This is a genomic window from Pseudomonas frederiksbergensis (genome assembly GCF_900105495.1).
Classification (GTDB): domain Bacteria; phylum Pseudomonadota; class Gammaproteobacteria; order Pseudomonadales; family Pseudomonadaceae; genus Aquipseudomonas; species Aquipseudomonas frederiksbergensis.
The window spans coordinates 191147-208144 of the sequence record NZ_FNTF01000002.1; the positions used below are offsets into that span (position 1 = coordinate 191147).

16 protein-coding genes are annotated in these 16998 nt (G+C 60.6%); 5 read left to right on the forward strand and 11 right to left on the reverse strand.

Going from position 1 to position 16998, the window contains the following annotated elements; all coding sequences use genetic code 11:
* Nucleotides 1-180: 180 nt before the first annotated feature.
* From leuS to BLW70_RS01505, 5 genes are all read left to right on the forward strand, one after another.
* Complete coding sequence (leuS, locus tag BLW70_RS01485; protein ID WP_074871177.1) at nucleotides 181-2787, forward strand: leucine--tRNA ligase; 2607 nt, start codon at nucleotides 181-183, stop codon at nucleotides 2785-2787.
* Nucleotides 2788-2875: 88 nt separating this feature from the next.
* Complete coding sequence (locus BLW70_RS01490) at nucleotides 2876-3481, forward strand: LPS-assembly lipoprotein LptE (RefSeq protein ID WP_074880371.1); 606 nt, start codon at nucleotides 2876-2878, stop codon at nucleotides 3479-3481.
* 39 nt (nucleotides 3482-3520) lie between these two features.
* Entirely contained in the window at nucleotides 3521-4558 is a 1038-nt protein-coding gene (gene holA, locus BLW70_RS01495; protein ID WP_074871179.1) for a DNA polymerase III subunit delta, read from the forward strand.
* 244 nt (nucleotides 4559-4802) lie between these two features.
* A complete protein-coding gene (arfA, locus tag BLW70_RS01500; protein WP_047533707.1) occupies nucleotides 4803-4967 on the forward strand; it encodes an alternative ribosome rescue factor ArfA in 165 nt (54 codons plus the stop codon).
* A gap of 62 nt (nucleotides 4968-5029) precedes the next feature.
* Nucleotides 5030-6352 carry a lytic murein transglycosylase gene (locus BLW70_RS01505; protein ID WP_074871181.1) on the forward strand — a complete coding sequence of 441 codons (1323 nt, stop codon included), beginning with the start codon at nucleotides 5030-5032 and terminating at the stop codon, nucleotides 6350-6352.
* Nucleotides 6353-6448: 96 nt separating this feature from the next.
* Here the strand turns inward: BLW70_RS01505 and BLW70_RS01510 are convergent, their stop codons facing one another.
* The 11 genes from BLW70_RS01510 to rsfS form a co-directional block, all read right to left on the reverse strand.
* Nucleotides 6449-7399 carry a S66 peptidase family protein gene (locus tag BLW70_RS01510; protein ID WP_074871183.1) on the reverse strand — a complete coding sequence of 317 codons (951 nt, stop codon included), beginning with the start codon at nucleotides 7397-7399 and terminating at the stop codon, nucleotides 6449-6451.
* Nucleotides 7400-7572: 173 nt separating this feature from the next.
* On the reverse strand, nucleotides 7573-8595 hold the full coding sequence (gene lipA, locus BLW70_RS01515; RefSeq protein ID WP_059402097.1) for a lipoyl synthase: 1023 nt from the start codon (nucleotides 8593-8595) through the stop codon (nucleotides 7573-7575).
* 1 nt (nucleotide 8596) lies between these two features.
* Nucleotides 8597-9244, reverse strand: coding sequence for a lipoyl(octanoyl) transferase LipB (gene lipB, locus BLW70_RS01520; protein WP_008152829.1), 648 nt, complete (start codon nucleotides 9242-9244; stop codon nucleotides 8597-8599).
* Entirely contained in the window at nucleotides 9244-9519 is a 276-nt protein-coding gene (locus tag BLW70_RS01525; protein WP_074871185.1) for a DUF493 domain-containing protein, read from the reverse strand. The genes lipB and BLW70_RS01525 overlap by 1 nt, the downstream gene beginning before the upstream one ends.
* Nucleotides 9520-9599: 80 nt before the next feature.
* Nucleotides 9600-10757: a D-alanyl-D-alanine carboxypeptidase family protein gene (locus BLW70_RS01530; protein WP_074871187.1), complete on the reverse strand. Its 1158-nt coding sequence runs from the start codon at nucleotides 10755-10757 to the stop codon at nucleotides 9600-9602.
* A 183-nt stretch (nucleotides 10758-10940) separates the two neighbouring features.
* Nucleotides 10941-11951 (reverse strand): septal ring lytic transglycosylase RlpA family protein, encoded by a 1011-nt coding sequence (locus tag BLW70_RS01535; protein ID WP_074871189.1) that lies wholly within the window; start codon nucleotides 11949-11951, stop codon nucleotides 10941-10943.
* Nucleotides 11951-12961, reverse strand: coding sequence for a lytic murein transglycosylase B (gene mltB / locus BLW70_RS01540; RefSeq protein ID WP_074871191.1), 1011 nt, complete (start codon nucleotides 12959-12961; stop codon nucleotides 11951-11953). Before mltB ends, BLW70_RS01535 begins: the two co-directional genes overlap by 1 nt.
* A gap of 17 nt (nucleotides 12962-12978) precedes the next feature.
* Complete coding sequence (gene rodA / locus BLW70_RS01545; protein WP_074880374.1) at nucleotides 12979-14082, reverse strand: rod shape-determining protein RodA; 1104 nt, start codon at nucleotides 14080-14082, stop codon at nucleotides 12979-12981.
* 31 nt (nucleotides 14083-14113) lie between these two features.
* Nucleotides 14114-16009, reverse strand: a complete 1896-nt coding sequence (mrdA, locus tag BLW70_RS01550; protein ID WP_074871193.1) for a penicillin-binding protein 2 — start codon at nucleotides 16007-16009, stop codon at nucleotides 14114-14116.
* Between the two features lie 10 nt (nucleotides 16010-16019).
* Nucleotides 16020-16487 (reverse strand): 23S rRNA (pseudouridine(1915)-N(3))-methyltransferase RlmH, encoded by a 468-nt coding sequence (gene rlmH, locus BLW70_RS01555; RefSeq protein WP_007937439.1) that lies wholly within the window; start codon nucleotides 16485-16487, stop codon nucleotides 16020-16022.
* A 9-nt stretch (nucleotides 16488-16496) separates the two neighbouring features.
* The gene (gene rsfS / locus BLW70_RS01560; protein WP_008152812.1) at nucleotides 16497-16991 is read right to left on the reverse strand and encodes a ribosome silencing factor; all 495 of its coding nucleotides are present in this window, start codon (nucleotides 16989-16991) and stop codon (nucleotides 16497-16499) included.
* Nucleotides 16992-16998 lie beyond the last annotated feature (7 nt).

Genomic DNA, 16998 nt, shown 5'->3' on the forward strand with positions numbered 1-16998 from the left:
TTGGGCGACCCGCAGCAGCAATCAGGGTTTCCCTCGGTAGAGTGCGGTCATGTATGCTACGGCGCTTCCTGTAACTCCACTTCCAGCTCGCCTGGGCACCGAAACGCCGATTTGGCGTGATCACCGTCCAGCGTTGCATTGAAGAGGATTAGGCCACCCCTATTCAGTTCAAAAGTAGCCATGCACGAACAATATCAGCCCCGTGAAATCGAAGCCGCCGCCCAGTCGTTCTGGGACGAGCAAAAGTCCTTTGAAGTCAGTGAACAGCCAGGCAAGGAGACTTTCTACTGCCTGTCGATGTTCCCTTACCCCAGCGGCAAGCTACACATGGGGCACGTGCGCAACTACACCATCGGCGACGTGATCTCCCGCTACCAGCGCATGCAAGGCAAGAACGTCCTGCAACCCATGGGTTGGGACGCCTTCGGCATGCCGGCGGAAAACGCCGCGATGAAGAACAACGTAGCGCCCGCCAAGTGGACCTACGAAAACATCGCCTACATGAAAACCCAGCTGCGCAGCCTGGGCCTCGCGGTGGACTGGTCCCGCGAAGTCACCACCTGCAAGCCTGATTACTACCGCTGGGAACAATGGCTGTTCACTCGCCTGTTCGAAAAAGGCGTGATTTACAAGAAAAGCGGCACCGTGAACTGGGACCCGGTCGACCAGACCGTCCTGGCCAACGAGCAAGTGATCGACGGTCGCGGCTGGCGTTCCGGCGCGCTGATCGAAAAGCGCGAAATCCCGATGTACTACTTCAAGATCACCGCCTACGCGGATGAGCTGCTGGAAAGCCTCGACGAACTGACTGGCTGGCCTGAACAGGTCAAGACCATGCAGCGCAACTGGATCGGCAAATCCCGCGGCATGGAAGTGCAGTTCCCGTATGACGTTGCGTCCATCGGCGAAGCCGGTGCGCTGAAAGTTTTCACCACCCGACCAGACACCTTGATGGGCGCGACCTACGTTGCCGTAGCCGCCGAGCACCATTTGGCGACCCTGGCCGCGCAGAACAACCCTGAGCTGCAAGCGTTCATCGCTGAATGCAAGGGCGGCAGCGTTGCCGAAGCCGACGTCGCCACCCAAGAGAAGAAAGGCCTGCCGACTTCGCTGTTCGTCGAACATCCGCTGACCGGCGAGAAACTCCCGGTGTGGGTCGCCAACTACGTGCTGATGCACTACGGCGATGGCGCGGTGATGGCTGTTCCGGCTCACGATGAACGCGATTTCGAGTTCGCTACCAAGTACAACCTGCCAATCAAGTCCGTGGTGCGCACCAGTTCCGGTGACACCAACCCGGCCCCTTGGCAGGACGCGTACGGCGAGCACGGCACGCTGATCAACTCCGGCGAATTCGACGGCCTCGACTTCCCAGGCGCTTTCGACGCCATCGAAGTCGCGCTGATCAAGAAGAACCTCGGCGCCTCGCGTACCCAGTTCCGCCTGCGCGACTGGGGCATCAGCCGTCAGCGCTACTGGGGCTGCCCGATCCCGATCATCCACTGCAACACCTGCGGCGATGTACCAGTCCCGGAAGATCAGTTGCCCGTGGTACTTCCGGAAGACGTCGTGCCGGATGGCGCCGGTTCGCCATTGGCGCGCATGCCCGAGTTCTACGAGTGCAGCTGCCCGAAATGCGGCGCACCGGCCAAGCGTGAAACCGACACCATGGACACCTTCGTCGAGTCCTCGTGGTACTACGCCCGTTACGCCTCTCCGCACTATGAAGGCGGCCTGGTGGAAAAATCGGCGGCCGACCATTGGTTGCCGGTTGATCAGTACATCGGCGGTATCGAACACGCCATTCTTCACCTGCTCTACGCACGTTTCTTCCACAAGCTGATGCGCGACGAAGGCCTGGTGAGCTCCAACGAACCGTTCAAGAACCTGCTGACCCAGGGCATGGTGATCGCCGAGACTTACTATCGCCGCGAAGCCAACGGTGCTTACACCTGGTTCAACCCGGCGGATGTCGAACTCGAACGCGACAGCAAGGCCAAGGTCATCAGCGCCAAGCTGATCGCGGACGGCCTGCCGGTGGAAATCGGTGGCACCGAGAAGATGGCCAAGTCGAAGAACAACGGCGTTGACCCACAGTCGATGATCGACCAGTTCGGCGCAGACACCTGCCGCCTGTTCATGATGTTCGCCTCGCCACCCGACATGAGCGCGGAATGGTCCGACTCCGGCGTAGAAGGTTCGCATCGCTTCCTCAAGCGTGTCTGGCGCCTGGCTCAGGCCCACGTCACTCAGGGCCTGCCGGGCACACTGGACGTCGCCGGCCTGAATGACGGGCAGAAAGCCATTCGCCGTTCGATCCACCAGGCGATCAAGCAGGCCAGCCACGACGTCGGCCAGAACCACAAATTCAACACCGCCATCGCTCAGGTGATGACGCTGATGAACGTGCTGGAAAAAGCCCCGCAAGGCACTGAACAGGATCGCGCGCTGATTCACGAAGGCCTGGAAGCCGTAACGCTGTTGCTGGCTCCGATCACACCGCACATCAGCCACGAGCTGTGGAATCAACTGGGTCACGCTGACCCGGTGATCGACGCCGCCTGGCCGGTGCTGGACGAAAGCGCGTTGGTACAGGACAGCCTGCAACTGGTCATCCAGGTCAACGGCAAGCTGCGCGGCCACATCGAAATGCCCGCCAGCGCCAGCCGCGAAGAAGTCGAAGCCGCCGCACGGGCCAATGAGAACGTGCTGCGCTTTGTCGACGGTCTGACCATTCGTAAAGTGATCGTAGTGCCCGGGAAACTGGTCAATATCGTCGCAAGCTAATTGGATCAGGCGCCAGGTCATGCCTGGCGCCGAGTAAAACCTTTCGGGCCGCATGATCGGCCCACATGGTTTCAAGGGGAGCAACAAGATGATCAAACGCAATTTGCTGGTGATGGGCCTTGCGGTCCTGTTGAGCGCCTGCGGTTTCCAGCTGCGCGGCACCGGCACCAATGAACTGGCGATCAAGGAACTCGACCTGAGTGCCCGTAACGCTTACGGCGAAATCGTGACGCAACTGCGTCAAGTGCTGGAAAGCAGCGGCGTCAAGGTCTACAGCGGTGCACCTTACAAACTGGTGCTGACTGATGAGCAGGAAAGCCAGCGCATCCTCAGCTACGCAGGTGCCGGTCGTACTGGCGAGTACCAGGTAAGCACCTTGCTGAGCTACGACATCCGTGGCGAGAGCAACCTGCCGCTGCTGAGCGACAAGCTCGAAGTGCAAAAAATCTTTATCCACGACGGCAGCAACCTGGTGGGTTCCGACCAGGAAGCCAACGACGCCCGCAAGGAAACCCGTCGTGAACTGGTCCAACGGATGATGCTGCGTCTGCAACAGCTCACGCCTGCTCAGCTGGACCAGATGCAACAGACCGCCAACGCCAAAGCCAAGGCTGAGGCCGATGCACTGGAAGCGGCGCAGAAGGTTGAAGCGCAAACGCCACGCCAGTCGCCAATCGAACTGCCGCAGCAGTAAGACTTACGGGGCGCTCAGGCGCCCCGTTAGCCCTCGCCTATGAAACTCGCCCCCGCCCAACTCGCCAAACACCTGCAAGGTGCACTCGCGCCGGTCTACATCATCAGTGGCGATGACCCACTGCTGTGTCAGGAAGCCGCCGACGCCATTCGTGCCGCCGCCCGCCAACAGGGATTCGACGAACGCCAGGTCTTCGCCGCCGACGCCAGTTTCGACTGGGGAACGTTGCTGCAAGCCGGCGCGAGCATGTCGCTGTTCGCCGAAAAGCGCCTGCTGGAACTGCGTCTGCCGTCCGGCAAACCCGGTGACAAAGGCGCTGCCGCGTTTATCGAGTACTGCTCACGGCCCGCCGAAGACACGGTGTTGCTGATCAGCCTGCCGAAACTCGATGGCAGCGCGCAGAAAACCAAGTGGGGCAAGGCGCTGATCGAAGGTCAACAGACCCAGTTCGTGCAAATCTGGCCGATAGAGACCAACCAGTTGCCGAGCTGGATCCGTCAACGGTTGTCCCAGGCAGGGCTTTCCGCCAGCCAGGACGCCGTCGAACTGATCGCCGCACGGGTCGAGGGCAACCTGCTGGCGGCGGCCCAGGAAATCGAAAAGCTCAAGCTGATGGCCGAAGGTGGCCAGATCACCGTCGAAACCGTGCAAGCGGCGGTGGCCGACAGTGCGCGCTTCGATGTCTTTGGCCTGACCGACGCGATTCTTAACGGCGAAGCCGCTCATGCCCTGCGCATGCTTGAAGGGCTGCGCGGCGAAGGCGTTGAGCCACCAGTGATCCTCTGGGCGCTGGCCCGGGAACTGCGTCTGTTGGCCAACCTGTCGCTGCAGTACAGCCAGGGCGTGCCACTGGACAAAGCCTTCAGCTCCGCCCGACCGCCGGTCTGGGACAAACGCAAGCCACTGATGAGCAAAGCCTTGCAACGCTACTCGGCGCAACGCTGGGCGCAGCTATTGCTGGAAGCTCAGCGCATCGATGCGCAAATCAAAGGCCAGGCTGCAGGCTCGCCATGGATGAGCCTTAGTCGATTGTCGTTGTTGATGGCCGGCCAACGCCTGACCTTGCCTGCCGAGTAAACACGCCCTCTGTAGCAGTTGGCGAAGCCTGCGTTCGGCTGCGCAGCAGTCGTCAATACTGAGTTCCGGATCATCCTGGCACACCGCGCTGTCCGATTTTACGACTGCTGCGCAGCCGAACGCAGGCTTCGCCAGCTGCTACAGAGGTTTCCTACGCTACTCACATCCATTTGCCCTATAGACAGAATCTCAACTTCGGCAGATTATTTCCCCCGCAAAACCCACTCAATCGAGAGATCCGATCATGAGCAAAAAGCCATCTAAACGTGGCCCCAACAAGGCCAAATCCATCATCGCCCAGCCACTGTTCCGCAGCCGTCAGGAACGAGCCGGCAAGGGCAAAGGCAGCTACCGCCGCGAAGCCTTCCAGTCTAATAGCTGGGAGGCTTCTTACTTTCTGGCGGCCTGAAAGGCAAGCGCTCGCTCAACATGTTAAGGTCTGCACCTGATTCGTACTCCCTGGACCCGTGCATGCCCTTTTGTATTTCCCGTCGTTGGCCTGTGCGCCAACTGATAGCTGCCTCCAGCCTCATTTTGCTAGTCGCCTGCGCGGAAAAACCCACCGCAGCCGACGCCAAGCCGCTTCAGACCCTCCCTGTCGCGACAGCCCCTGCGGTCATTCCGCCCGTGGTGCCGACCGGTGAAAACCTCGATATCCAGCCCACCCAGACCTTCGCCGAATGGCAGGCGGGTTTCCGCAAGGACGCTCTGGCCGCCGGCATCCGCGCCGATCTGTTCGACCGCGCCTTCGCTAATGTCAGCCTCGACTCCAGCGTGATCCGTGCCGACCGCAGCCAGCCGGAATTTTCCCGTCCGGTTTGGGAATACCTCGACGGCGCCCTTTCGCCGCTGCGGGTACACAAAGGCCAGGCGCTGGTCAGCCAGTACGCCGACATCCTGCAAAGCATCGAACAGCGCTACGGCGTCGATCGCCAGGCACTGGTCTCGGTATGGGGCATGGAAAGTAACTTCGGGCAGTTCCAGGGCAACAAGTCGGTGATCAATTCCCTGGCGACCCTGGCCTATGAAGGTCGGCGTCCCGGGTTTGCCCACGCGCAACTGATCGCCGCCCTGCAGATCCTGCAACAGGGCGATATCGCGCCCGAGAAAATGCTCGGCTCCTGGGCTGGCGCCATGGGCCAGACCCAGTTCATCCCGACCACCTACAACACCCACGCCGTAGACTTCGATGGCGATGGTCGCCGCGACATCTGGGGCAGCCCGGCCGACGCGCTGGCCTCGACGGCACACTACCTGCAAAGCTCAGGCTGGCAGAAAGGCCAGCCGTGGGGCTTTGAAGTGCAGTTGCCAGGCAGTTTCAACTACATCCTGGCCGATGGCACGATTCGCAAGAGCGTCGCCGAATGGCAGCAACTGGGCGTCACCCTGCCCAACGGCGGCCAGGTTCCGGCAGGTTCCGAACACCTGTCAGCCGCCCTGCTGCTGCCGGCCGGTTACCGCGGCCCGGCGTTCCTGGTCCTCGATAACTTCCGCGCGATCCTCAAGTACAACAACTCGTCGTCCTACGCCTTGGCCGTTAGCTTGTTGTCCGAGCGTTTCAACGGCGCCGGCCTGATCGACGGCACGTGGCCCAAAGATGATTTGCCGCTGAGCCGTACCGAGCGGATCGAACTGCAAAGCCTGTTGAGTGCCCAGAACTACGACGCGGGCAACGCCGACGGGATTATCGGCGCCAATACCCGCAAGGCGATCCGCAGCGCCCAGCAGTCGTTTGGCTGGCCGGCGGATGGGTATCCGACGCACAAGTTGCTCGAAGGCCTGCGTAACCGCTAAAAGCATCGCGGGCAAGCCATGCGCCTACGTTGGGTCGTCATAAACCCTGTAAGAGCATGGCTTGCCCGCGATGACTGACTAACAGGCGACAACACTCTAGCGCCTGACAACCACATCCTGCTCCAACACCAACACCTTTTCCCCCGCATCCAATCTGACCAGCGCGCCCATCGGCAACGTCAGGTTCGGATCACAATGCCCGCTACGCCACCCTGCCAACACCGGTATCCGCAAAGGTGCAAAGGTCTGCTTGAGCAAGCGCTCCAGAGAAACCGTATCGACCCCCGCCACATCCCCCACCAAAACCCCACGCAGCTTGTGCAGCGTGCCGGCCAGTCGCAAATGAGTCAGCAGCCGGTCGATGCGATACAGCGGCTCGTTAATGTCCTCGATGAACAGGATGACGCCCTCGGCATCGATCTCGTACGGCGTGCCCATGGTTGCGGCGATCATCGACAGATTGCCCCCCAGCAAGCGCCCGTGAGCGATACCGGGCTCGATGGTGGTCAACGGCCAGGCCACCGGGTGTGAAAGCACACTGCCCGCCTTCACCTGCCCGCGCAGCATGTTGAAAAACGAGAATTCGGTGGGTTGCTGTTTGTCACCCAGCAGGTCCGCGTTGAGCATCGGGCCATGGAAGGTCACAAACCCGGCATGACGACTGATGGCCAAGTGCAGCGCAGTGACGTCGCTGTAGCCGATGAACGGCTTGGCATTCTTGCGCAGCAGCTCAAAGTCGATGCGATCGAGCAAACGCGGCGTACCGTAACCGCCACGCAGACAGATAATGGCATCGACGTCGCTGTCGGCGAACGCGTCATGCAAGTCGTTGAGCCGCACATCATCGCTGCCGGCCAGATAACCCTCTTGCTCATAAACGCCGGGAAATACCCGCAGCGAATAGCCGCGAGTGCGCATCCAGGCAATGGCTTTATCAGTGTTCAGTGCCGCAGGGCCGGCAGGCGCGATCACGCCGATCAGCCCGGCAGGCGGCAAGGCCGGTACGGGGGCATGTGGACAAAGGGTATGGTTCGGTAGAACGGTCATCCATGAATCTCCCTGCGTGAATGCGTCAAGCACACAGTAGTCAGGAACGGGGACAAACAGAAGAGGGTCCGTCGCACCGAAAGTTGCAGGAAAAGTCTGTCATTGCGGTGGGCAGGCAAAAAAACGCCCGCGAGGCTGAAGGCCTGCGGGCGTTTTTCATGTCTGGCAACCGATCAGGACGACATCAGCTCGGCTTTAACCAGTTTCGCCTGTTCGTCAGCGTGGTACGAGGAACGTACCAGCGGGCCGGAAGCGACGTTCTTGAAGCCCATTTTGTAACCTTCTTCGGCGAACCAGGCGAACACGTCCGGGTGCACGAAACGCTGGACCGGCAAATGGCTGCGGGACGGCTGCAGGTACTGGCCCAGGGTCAGCATGTCGATGTCGTGCTCGCGCATGCGCTTCATGACTTCGATCACTTCTTCGTCGGTTTCGCCAAGACCCAGCATCAGGCCGGACTTGGTCGGAATGTGCGGCATCATCTGCTTGAAGCGTTGCAGCAGGGTCAGCGACCACTGGTAATCCGAACCCGGACGCGCGGCCTTGTACAGGCGCGGCACGGTTTCCAGGTTGTGGTTGAACACATCTGGCGGCTCGGCAGCAGTGATTTCCAACGCAACGTCCATGCGGCCACGGTAGTCCGGGACCAAGGTCTCGAGCTGCACGTTCGGCGACAGCTTGCGGATCTCGCGGATGCAGTCGGCAAAGTGCTGGGCACCGCCGTCACGCAGGTCGTCGCGGTCTACCGAGGTGATCACCACGTATTTGAGTTTCAGGTCGGCGATGGCGATGGCCAGGCTTTCCGGCTCGTTGACGTCCAGTGGCTTCGGACGACCGTGGCCAACGTCGCAGAACGGGCAGCGACGGGTGCAGATGTCACCCATGATCATGAAGGTCGCGGTGCCGCCGGAGAAGCATTCGCCCAGGTTCGGGCAGGACGCCTCTTCGCACACGCTGTGCAGCTTGTGTTTGCGCAGCAGGGCCTTGATGCGGTCGACTTCCGGGGAAACCGGGATACGCACGCGAATCCAGTCAGGTTTCTTTGGCAGTTCGGTGGTCGGAATGATCTTCACCGGGATACGTGCAACCTTCTCGGCGCCGCGCAGCTTCACGCCGGCTTCAACCTTGGCACGCGGGGCCGGACGCTCGGTGACATCCAGCGTCGGGATCATGGTTTGCACTGCATCAGTAGTCATATCAGTCGATTCCGCCCGTTAGGGTCGTCTGCTCAGCATAGTCGAGGTGTTTGACGAGCTGCGCGCGCAGCCGGGCACTTACCTCGGCAAATTCAATCGATCCTGCGTGATCGCTCAGCTGGGTCATCGCCAGCCCGGCGTAGCCGCAGGGATTAATCCGTCGAAACGGTTCCAGGTTCATATCCACGTTCAAGGCCAGGCCATGAAAGGAGCAACCGTGGCGGATCCGCAGACCCAGAGAAGCGATTTTCGCCCCATTGACGTAGACACCCGGGGCATCCGGCTTGGCCACGGCGGTGACGCCGTAGCTGGCCAGCAATTCGATCAGGCATTGCTCCATGCGGCTGACCAGGTCACGCACGCCGAAACCCAGCTTGCGTACATCGAGCAACAGGTAGGCCACCAATTGGCCGGGACCGTGATAAGTCACCTGGCCACCGCGATCGACCTTCACGACCGGAATATCTCCCGGCAGCAACAAATGCTCAGCCTTGCCGGCCTGCCCCTGGGTGAACACCGGTGGGTGCTCGACCAGCCAGATCTCGTCCGCGGCATCGCTGCCACGTTCGTTGGTGAAGCGTTGCATGGCATGCCAGACCGGCTCGTAAGCCATCTGGCCAAGCTCACGAAAGCCCAGCGTGCCCGACATCACAGCACCATGTGCACGAAACCGGTAGCCCGCAACTCGCTGTTAATGTCGTACAGCTGTTCCTGGCCGGTGGCGATGATGTGCAGCTGGATGGTCGTGTACTTGCCGTTGGTGCTCTGCCGTTCGGCAAAGGTGTCGTGATCAACGGTCGCGTGTTTCTCAAGGATCGCGATGATCTTGTCCTTGAAACCCACGCCGGTGTCGCCGATTACCTTGATCGGGTAATCCGCGCAGGGGAATTCGATTTTTGGCGCCTTTACTTCGGTGTCTGTCATGGCGTAACGGCCTCGTAAGCCGTGGCAACGGACATGGCCCCGTTCCGGATTGGAACAGGGCCATGCAGGTCCACACTAATTCAGTTGAACAAGCCGTAGAAGAATAGACGGATGCTATCCCACATGCGGCGGAAGATACCACCCTCGTCGACTGCGTCCAGAGCGATCAGGTCAGCGCTATGCACCACTTTGTCGTCCAGCTTCACTTCGACTTTACCGATTACGTCGCCCTTGGCGATGGGTGCAATCAGTTGCGGGTTCATGGTCATGCTCGCGGCGAGCTTTTTCAGCTGGCCTTTTGGCAGGGTCATGGTCAGGTCTTGAGCCAGGCCGGCCTTGACTTGATTGGTGGTGCCTTTCCAGACAGGAGCCTGAGCCAGCTCAGCGCCTTTCTGATAGAAGGTCTGGGTTTCGAAGAAGCGGAAACCGTAGGTCAGCAGCTTCTGGGTTTCGGAAGCGCGAGCCACTTCACTGTTGGTGCCGAACACCACAGCGATCAGGCGCATGCCATCACGTACTGCCGAAGACACCATGCAGTAGCCGGCTTCGTCGGTGTGACCGGTTTTCAAGCCATCGACCGTCTTGTCGCGCCACAGCAGCAGGTTACGGTTAGGTTGCTTGATACCGTTCCAGAAGAACTCTTTCTGCGAGTAGATCGCGTAGTGAGCCGGGTCTTCGTGGATGATTGCGCGAGCCAGCACGGCCATGTCGTGAGCCGACGAGTAGTGCTCAGGGTTCGGCAGACCGGTCGGGTTCATGAAGTGGCTGTTGGTCATGCCCAGGTCGGCCACGGTTTTGTTCATCATGTCGGCGAAGGCGTCTTCGCTGCCGGCGATGTGCTCGGCGAGCGCAACGCTGGCGTCGTTACCCGACTGAATGATGATGCCGTGCAGCAGGTCGCTGACCGTGACTTGCGAGCCGACCTTGATGAACATCCGCGAACCGCCGGTACGCCAGGCGTTTTCGCTGACGGTCACCGGGTCGTTTTCGCCAATCTGACCACGACGGATTTCCAGGGTCGCGATGTACGCGGTCATCAGCTTGGTCAGGCTGGCCGGAGGCAGACGCTGGTCACCGTTGTTCTCCACCAGCACGTTGCCGCTGCTGGCATCCATGAGTACATAGGCTTTGGCGGCCAGTTGCGGTGGCGACGGCATCATCTCGACCGCGAAAGCGGCAGGCGAGAGGAGCAGCGGGACTAGCAGGCACAGGCGTTTGGCAAAGGTGGTGATGTTCATCCGTCTCTCGAAATCGCTAATGGAAACTGCCCTAAGGGGCAAAACTAATCAGACAGCTCTCTAAAAAGCTGTCGCGTGTTCAGTTGTTCACTCTGAACCCTTGCCGGGCTTTTGTTCTTCAACGAGCCAACAACCAGGTCCACCCCCCAAACCGCAAGCGAACCGTCAATCAAGTACTACGTATTATTCGGCAGTGACCAGGCTCGGCGAACCGAGATTGGCCAGGCGCACACTGTTCTGCACTTGCTGGATTTCACCCGGCGAGCCGATCGGCCCCAGGCGCACCCGATGCAGGGTCTGTTGATTGCGCACGATCGAACTGATGAACACCGGAGCGCTCACCATCCCGCTGAGCTTCGATCTCAGGAGTTCTGCAGCGTCCGGGTTGGCGAACGCGCCCACCTGCAGATACTGGCCAGAGGCTGGTACAGAAGCGTTTTTTTTTGCATCGATCGGCGAAGGCACAACGGCCGCGGCGTGCTGCTGCGGCGGAGGCGTCCATTGTTCGACGGTACCGGCCGAAGCCGTAATCACCGGCGCGCTATTTTGTGCGACTTTCGGCTCGTTGAGCATCAAAGGCGCCGGGCGCCCTTTGGCGGCCCACCATTGCTGCGGGTCGATGCCTTCGACCTTGACCCGCGCGGTGCCGGTTTCGGCATAACCGAGTTTCTTGGCCGCTGCGTAGGACAAATCGATGATTCGGTCCGAGTAGAACGGCCCGCGGTCGTTGACCCGCAGGACTACGCTCTTGTTGTTGTCCAGGTTGGTCACCCGAACGTAACTCGGCAGTGGCAAGGTCTTGTGCGCAGCACTCATGCCGTACAGGTCGTAGACCTCGCCATTGGCGGTGTTCTGACCGTGGAATTTGGTGCCATACCAGGACGCCGTGCCCGAGGCCACGTAGGTCTTGGATTCTTGCATCGGGAAGTAAGTCTTGCCCAGCACGGTGTACGGGTTGGCTTTATAGGGCCCGCTGTGCAGGGTTGGCGTGGCATCCGGGATACGCGATACGTCGACATCCCACCAGGGTGCGCCATCCTTGTGCGCCCGGTTGATATCCAGGCCAGGTGCCGAACGAACGGCGGTCGCAGATTTCTGAGCAGGCGCGCGGCTGGTCGAGCAACTGGCGACCAGCATCGCCAACGCGGCGAATGCCATCAGCTTCAGGGGTTTATTCATAGGCAATGCCCGCATTACTTGACGCCCCGTGCTTGGACCAGCTGTTCAGACAGTTGATGTACGGCCATGGCGTACATCACGCTGCGGTTATAACGCGTGATTGCGTAAAAATTCGTCAGGCCCATCCAGTATTCAGGGCCATTGTCACCTTCCAGGCGGAACGCCGTAACCGGCATATCATCGCGCAGCGCATCATGACTTGCCCACCCCAGCGCCCGCAACTCCCCAACCGTTTTAGTCGGCTCGATGCCCGTGGTCAAACCTTCGTCCACCTGATCGCCACGCACATCGGCGCGGCCGACCACCGGTTCGCCGGCAACCCAGCCGTGACGCTTGAAATAACTGGCGACGCTGCCGATGGCATCGTCCGGATTGGTCCAGATATTTATGTGGCCGTCACCGTCGAAGTCCACCGCGTAGGCGCGAAAGCTGCTCGGCATGAACTGTGGCAAACCCATGGCGCCCGCGTAAGAGCCTTTGAGCGTCAGCGGATCGACCTGCTCTTCCCGGGCGAGCAATAGGAACTCACGCAATTCCTTGCGGAAAAATTCGGCACGGGGAGGATAGTCGAAACCCAGGGTCGACAAGGCGTCGATTACCCGGAAATTGCCGGTATTGCGGCCGAAAAAGGTCTCGACGCCGATGATGGAGACGATGACCTGCGCCGGCACGCCGTATTCCTGCTCGGCACGGGCCAGTACCGCTTCGTGCTGACGCCAGAAGTCGACACCACGGGCAATGCGCGCGTCGGTGATGAACATCGGACGGTATTCGTTCCACTGCTTGACCCGCTCGGCGGGTTTCGAGATCGCGTCCAGGATCGACTGCTTGCGCTCGGCTTCGCGGAACACGCCCATCAGCTGCTCACCGGCAAAACCGTAGTCGCGGGTCATTTCACCGACGAATTCGGCCACCTGCGGTGAGCCTTCGTAATCGCCGGCCAGCGCGCCCTGCGCTGTGCCAAGGATGCTTACCAGGCCGACCCACGGCGCATATCGAGTCGCCCAGCCACGCATTACTTGCATTGAAATCTTCACCTTATTCAAACCTGAGCGATCCACTTGCGATGGGTATGGATCGACATCAAAACCCCAAACGCTGACAGCAGCGTCACCAGCGAAGTTCCTCCGTAGCTAATGAACGGCAACGGCACCCCCACAACCGGCAACAGGCCACTGACCATACCGATGTTGACGAAAACGTAAACAAAAAACGTCATGGTCAGGCTGCCCGCGAGCAATTTACCGAACAATGTCTGGGCCTGGGCGGTAATCACCAGTCCGCGACCGATCAACAGCAGGTAGATCAGCAACAGTGCGCAGATGCCCACCAGGCCGAATTCTTCGCCCATGACCGCAATGATGAAGTCGGTGTGGCTTTCCGGCAGGAAATCCAGGTGCGACTGGGTGCCAAGCAGCCAGCCCTTGCCGAACACACCGCCGGAACCGATGGCCGCTTTCGACTGAATGATGTTCCAGCCGGTGCCCAGCGGATCGCTTTCGGGATCGAGGAAGGTCAGGACTCGCTGCTTCTGGTAATCGTGCATGACGAAGTACCACATGGCGACAGCCACCGGCACAGCAGCAGCGAGCACGCTGAGGATCCAGCGCCAGCGCAGGCCGCCCATGAACAGAACGAACGCGCCACCGGCGAGGATCAGCAGCGAAGTGCCGAGGTCCGGCTGACGCACGATCAGGATAAACGGCAAGCCAATCAGAAACAGACTGACGCCCACATGCTTGAGCTGCGGCGGCAAGGTGCGCTTGGACAGGTACCAGGCGATGGTCGCCGGCATCAGGATCTTCATGAATTCCGAAGGCTGGAAGCGGATCACCCCGGGAATGTTGATCCAGCGTGTGGCGCCCATGGCGTTGTGGCCCATGACGTCCACCACCACCAGCAACAGCACACCGATCACATACCCCACTGGCACCCAACGGGCCATGAAGCGCGGTTCGAATTGGGCGATGACGATCATCGATACCAGACCGATGCCGAACGAAGTGGCTTGCTTGGCCAGCAGATCCCAGCTCTTGCCGCTGGCCGAATACAGCACGAACAGGCTGCCGGCGGCGAGGGTCAGCAACAGGATCAGCAACGGACCGTCAATGTGCATGCGCTGCAACAGCGTCGCGCGGCGACGCATCACATCCTCGCTGGAGAGGATGCGATCGAAATTACTCTTCACGGGCCGTAGCCTCCGCACTGATAGGGCTGGCGTACTCGGCCTTCAACCGACCGTCCTGGTCCAGAAGCCAGGCGTCCATGATCTGGCGCACCACGGGCGCGGCGACGCCGGAACCGGACTCACCGTTCTCGACCATCACCGACACCACGATTTGCGGGTTGTCGGCCGGTGCGAAGCCGACGAACAAGGCGTGGTCGCGATGGCGCTCCTGAACCTTGGAGCGGTCGTACTTCTCGCCCTGCTTGATCGCAACGACCTGAGCCGTACCACTTTTGCCCGCGATGCGGTACTGCGCACCGATCGCCGCTTTGCGTGCCGTGCCCCGGGCACCGTGCATTACTTGCTGCATGCCGTGGTTGACCTTGGTCCAGTCGGACGGGTCACGCAGGATGATGTCAGGCATCGGATTTTCGTCCACTGGCTTCGCACCTTCGAGGGTCTTGGCCAAATGCGGGCGATTCCACACCCCCTTGTTGGCCACCAGCGCCGTGGCCTGGGCCAACTGCAACGGAGTGGACTGCATATAGCCCTGGCCGATCCCGAGAATCAGCGTTTCGCCTGGGTACCAGGCCTGACGCCGGGTCGCGCGCTTCCATTCACGAGTAGGCATCAGCCCCGGCGACTCTTCGAACATGTCCAGCGAAACCTTCTGGCCGATGCCGAACTTGCCCATATAGGCCGACAACCGATCGATTCCCAGTTTGTGGGCCAGGTCGTAGAAGTAGGTATCGTTGGACCGCATGATCGCCGTGTCCAGATCGACGTAGCCGTCACCGGTACGGTTCCAGTTACGGTATTTGTGATCGTAGTTGGGCAACTGGTAATAGCCGGGGTCATACACCCGACTCGACGCAGTCACGACGCCAGCATCCAGGCCGGCAATCGCCACCGCCGGTTTGATGGTCGAACCCGGCGGGTACAGGCCGCGCAGCACGCGGTTGAACAGTGGCCGGTCGATGGAATCGCGCAACTCGGCATAAGCCTTGAAGCTGATGCCGGTAACGAACAGGTTGGGATCGAAACTTGGCGCGCTGACCATCGCCAGCACTTCGCCGGTTTTCGGGTCCAGCGCTACCACCGCACCACGACGACCGCCGAGCGCAGCTTCGGCCGCTTCCTGCAATTTGATGTCCAGGCTCAGGACGATGTCCTTGCCGGGAATCGGATCGGTACGCTTGAGCACGCGCAATACGCGGCCTCGAGCATTGGTCTCGACTTCTTCGTAACCCACCTGGCCGTGCAGTTCGGGCTCGTAGAAGCGCTCGATGCCGGTTTTGCCGATGTGGTGGGTGCCGCTGTAATTGACCGGATCGAGCGACTTCAGCTCTTTTTCGTTGATCCGCCCCATGTAACCCACCGAGTGCGCAAAGTGCGGGCCCTGCGGGTAGTGACGCACCAGCTGCGCGACCACTTCCACCCCCGGCAGACGGAACTGATTCACCGCGATGCGGGCGATCTGCTCTTCGCTCAGCTCGAACAGGATCGGCACCGGCTCGAACGGCCGACGCCCCTGGCGCATGCGTTTCTCGAAGATCACCCGGTCTTCAGGCGTCAGTTCCAGCACTTCGACAATGACGTCGAGCACTTGCTGCCAGTCGCCGGAGCGCTCACGGGTCATGCTCAAACTGAAGCTGGGCCGGTTATCGGCCACCACCACGCCATTGCGATCAAAGATCAACCCGCGAGTCGGTGGAATCGGCTGCACATGGACACGGTTGTTTTCCGACAGGGTCGAGTGGTACTCGTACTGAATCACCTGGAGGAAATACAGCCGCGCGATCAGCACACAGATCAGCGCCACCACCGCAATGGCCCCGAACACGACGCGGCCACGCACCAGACGGGCGTCTTTTTCGTGGTCCTTGATGCGGATCGGCTGGGGCATGAGGGCAGAACTACTTGTGGTAAGGGTGGCCGGACAGGACTGTCCAGGCACGATACAGCTGTTCGCCGATCAGGATTCGCACCAGGGGGTGCGGCAACGTCAACGGCGAGAGCGACCAGCGCTGATCGGCCCGGGCACAGACTTCCGGCGCCAGCCCTTCGGGGCCGCCGACCATGAAGTTCACCGTGCGCGAGTCCAGCCGCCAGCGATCGAGCTCGACCGCCAGCTGCTCGGTGCTCCAGGGCTTGCCGTGGACTTCGAGGGTGACAACGCGCTCGTTCGGCCCGACCTTCGCCAGCATGGCTTCGCCTTCCTGACGGATGAAGCGCGCCACGTCGGCGTTCTTGCCACGGGTGTTGAGCGGTATTTCCACCAGTTCCAGCGCCAGCTCGGACGGAAGACGCTTGGCATATTCATGCCAGCCTTCTTCCACCCATTTGGGCATGCGTGAACCGACGGCGATCAGTCGCAGTCGCACAGCGGTCCCTTATTGCTGGTCTTTGTTGAGCTTGACGAAGTGCTCATGGGTGTTTTCCGGGCTGTGGTGAGCCGCGTTCAGGGCACGGCTCTGCTCTGCACCGGACCACAGACGCTCCAGGTCGTAAAACTGACGAGCCGAAGCGGTCATCATGTGCACGATGACATCATCCATATCCAGCAGGACCCAGTCACTGTCGCCCTTGCCTTCTTCACCCAGCGGCTTGACGCCCTGGGCCTTGACCGCTTCGCGGACCTTGTCCAGCATCGCGCCGATCTGGCGGTTGGACGTACCGGTGGCGATGATCATGAAGTCAGTGATGCTCTGCTTTTCACGAACGTCGATCACCTGAATGTCCTGGCCCTTGACGTCTTCCAGGGCCGCTACGGCAACCTTGACCAGCTCTTCGCCGCGCAGCTCGGGGCCGGTTGGAACTTCTACTGGCAGTGGGGCGCTCTTGAACGTGCCTTTGCGCTTTACTTTAGTTACGTCTTTGTCAGTCATATAAAAC

What these genes read in the sequence shown, in the direction of transcription:
- BLW70_RS01490 (WP_074880371.1), top strand. Translation starts at nt 2,876, where the DNA reads ATGATCAAACGCAATTTGCTGGTGATGGGCCTTGCGGTCCTGTTGAGC.
- lipB (WP_008152829.1), bottom strand. Translation starts at nt 9,244, where the DNA reads ATGTCGGGCACGCTGGGCTTTCGTGAGCTTGGCCAGATGGCTTACGAG.
- arfA (WP_047533707.1), top strand. Translation starts at nt 4,803, where the DNA reads ATGAGCAAAAAGCCATCTAAACGTGGCCCCAACAAGGCCAAATCCATC.
- leuS (WP_074871177.1), top strand. Translation starts at nt 181, where the DNA reads ATGCACGAACAATATCAGCCCCGTGAAATCGAAGCCGCCGCCCAGTCG.
- mrdA (WP_074871193.1), bottom strand. Translation starts at nt 16,009, where the DNA reads ATGCCCCAGCCGATCCGCATCAAGGACCACGAAAAAGACGCCCGTCTG.
- BLW70_RS01535 (WP_074871189.1), bottom strand. Translation starts at nt 11,951, where the DNA reads ATGCGGGCATTGCCTATGAATAAACCCCTGAAGCTGATGGCATTCGCC.
- BLW70_RS01525 (WP_074871185.1), bottom strand. Translation starts at nt 9,519, where the DNA reads ATGACAGACACCGAAGTAAAGGCGCCAAAAATCGAATTCCCCTGCGCG.
- rodA (WP_074880374.1), bottom strand. Translation starts at nt 14,082, where the DNA reads ATGCGTCGCCGCGCGACGCTGTTGCAGCGCATGCACATTGACGGTCCG.
- lipA (WP_059402097.1), bottom strand. Translation starts at nt 8,595, where the DNA reads ATGACTACTGATGCAGTGCAAACCATGATCCCGACGCTGGATGTCACC.
- BLW70_RS01505 (WP_074871181.1), top strand. Translation starts at nt 5,030, where the DNA reads ATGCCCTTTTGTATTTCCCGTCGTTGGCCTGTGCGCCAACTGATAGCT.
- holA (WP_074871179.1), top strand. Translation starts at nt 3,521, where the DNA reads ATGAAACTCGCCCCCGCCCAACTCGCCAAACACCTGCAAGGTGCACTC.
- BLW70_RS01510 (WP_074871183.1), bottom strand. Translation starts at nt 7,399, where the DNA reads ATGACCGTTCTACCGAACCATACCCTTTGTCCACATGCCCCCGTACCG.
- rsfS (WP_008152812.1), bottom strand. Translation starts at nt 16,991, where the DNA reads ATGACTGACAAAGACGTAACTAAAGTAAAGCGCAAAGGCACGTTCAAG.
- BLW70_RS01530 (WP_074871187.1), bottom strand. Translation starts at nt 10,757, where the DNA reads ATGAACATCACCACCTTTGCCAAACGCCTGTGCCTGCTAGTCCCGCTG.
- mltB (WP_074871191.1), bottom strand. Translation starts at nt 12,961, where the DNA reads ATGCAAGTAATGCGTGGCTGGGCGACTCGATATGCGCCGTGGGTCGGC.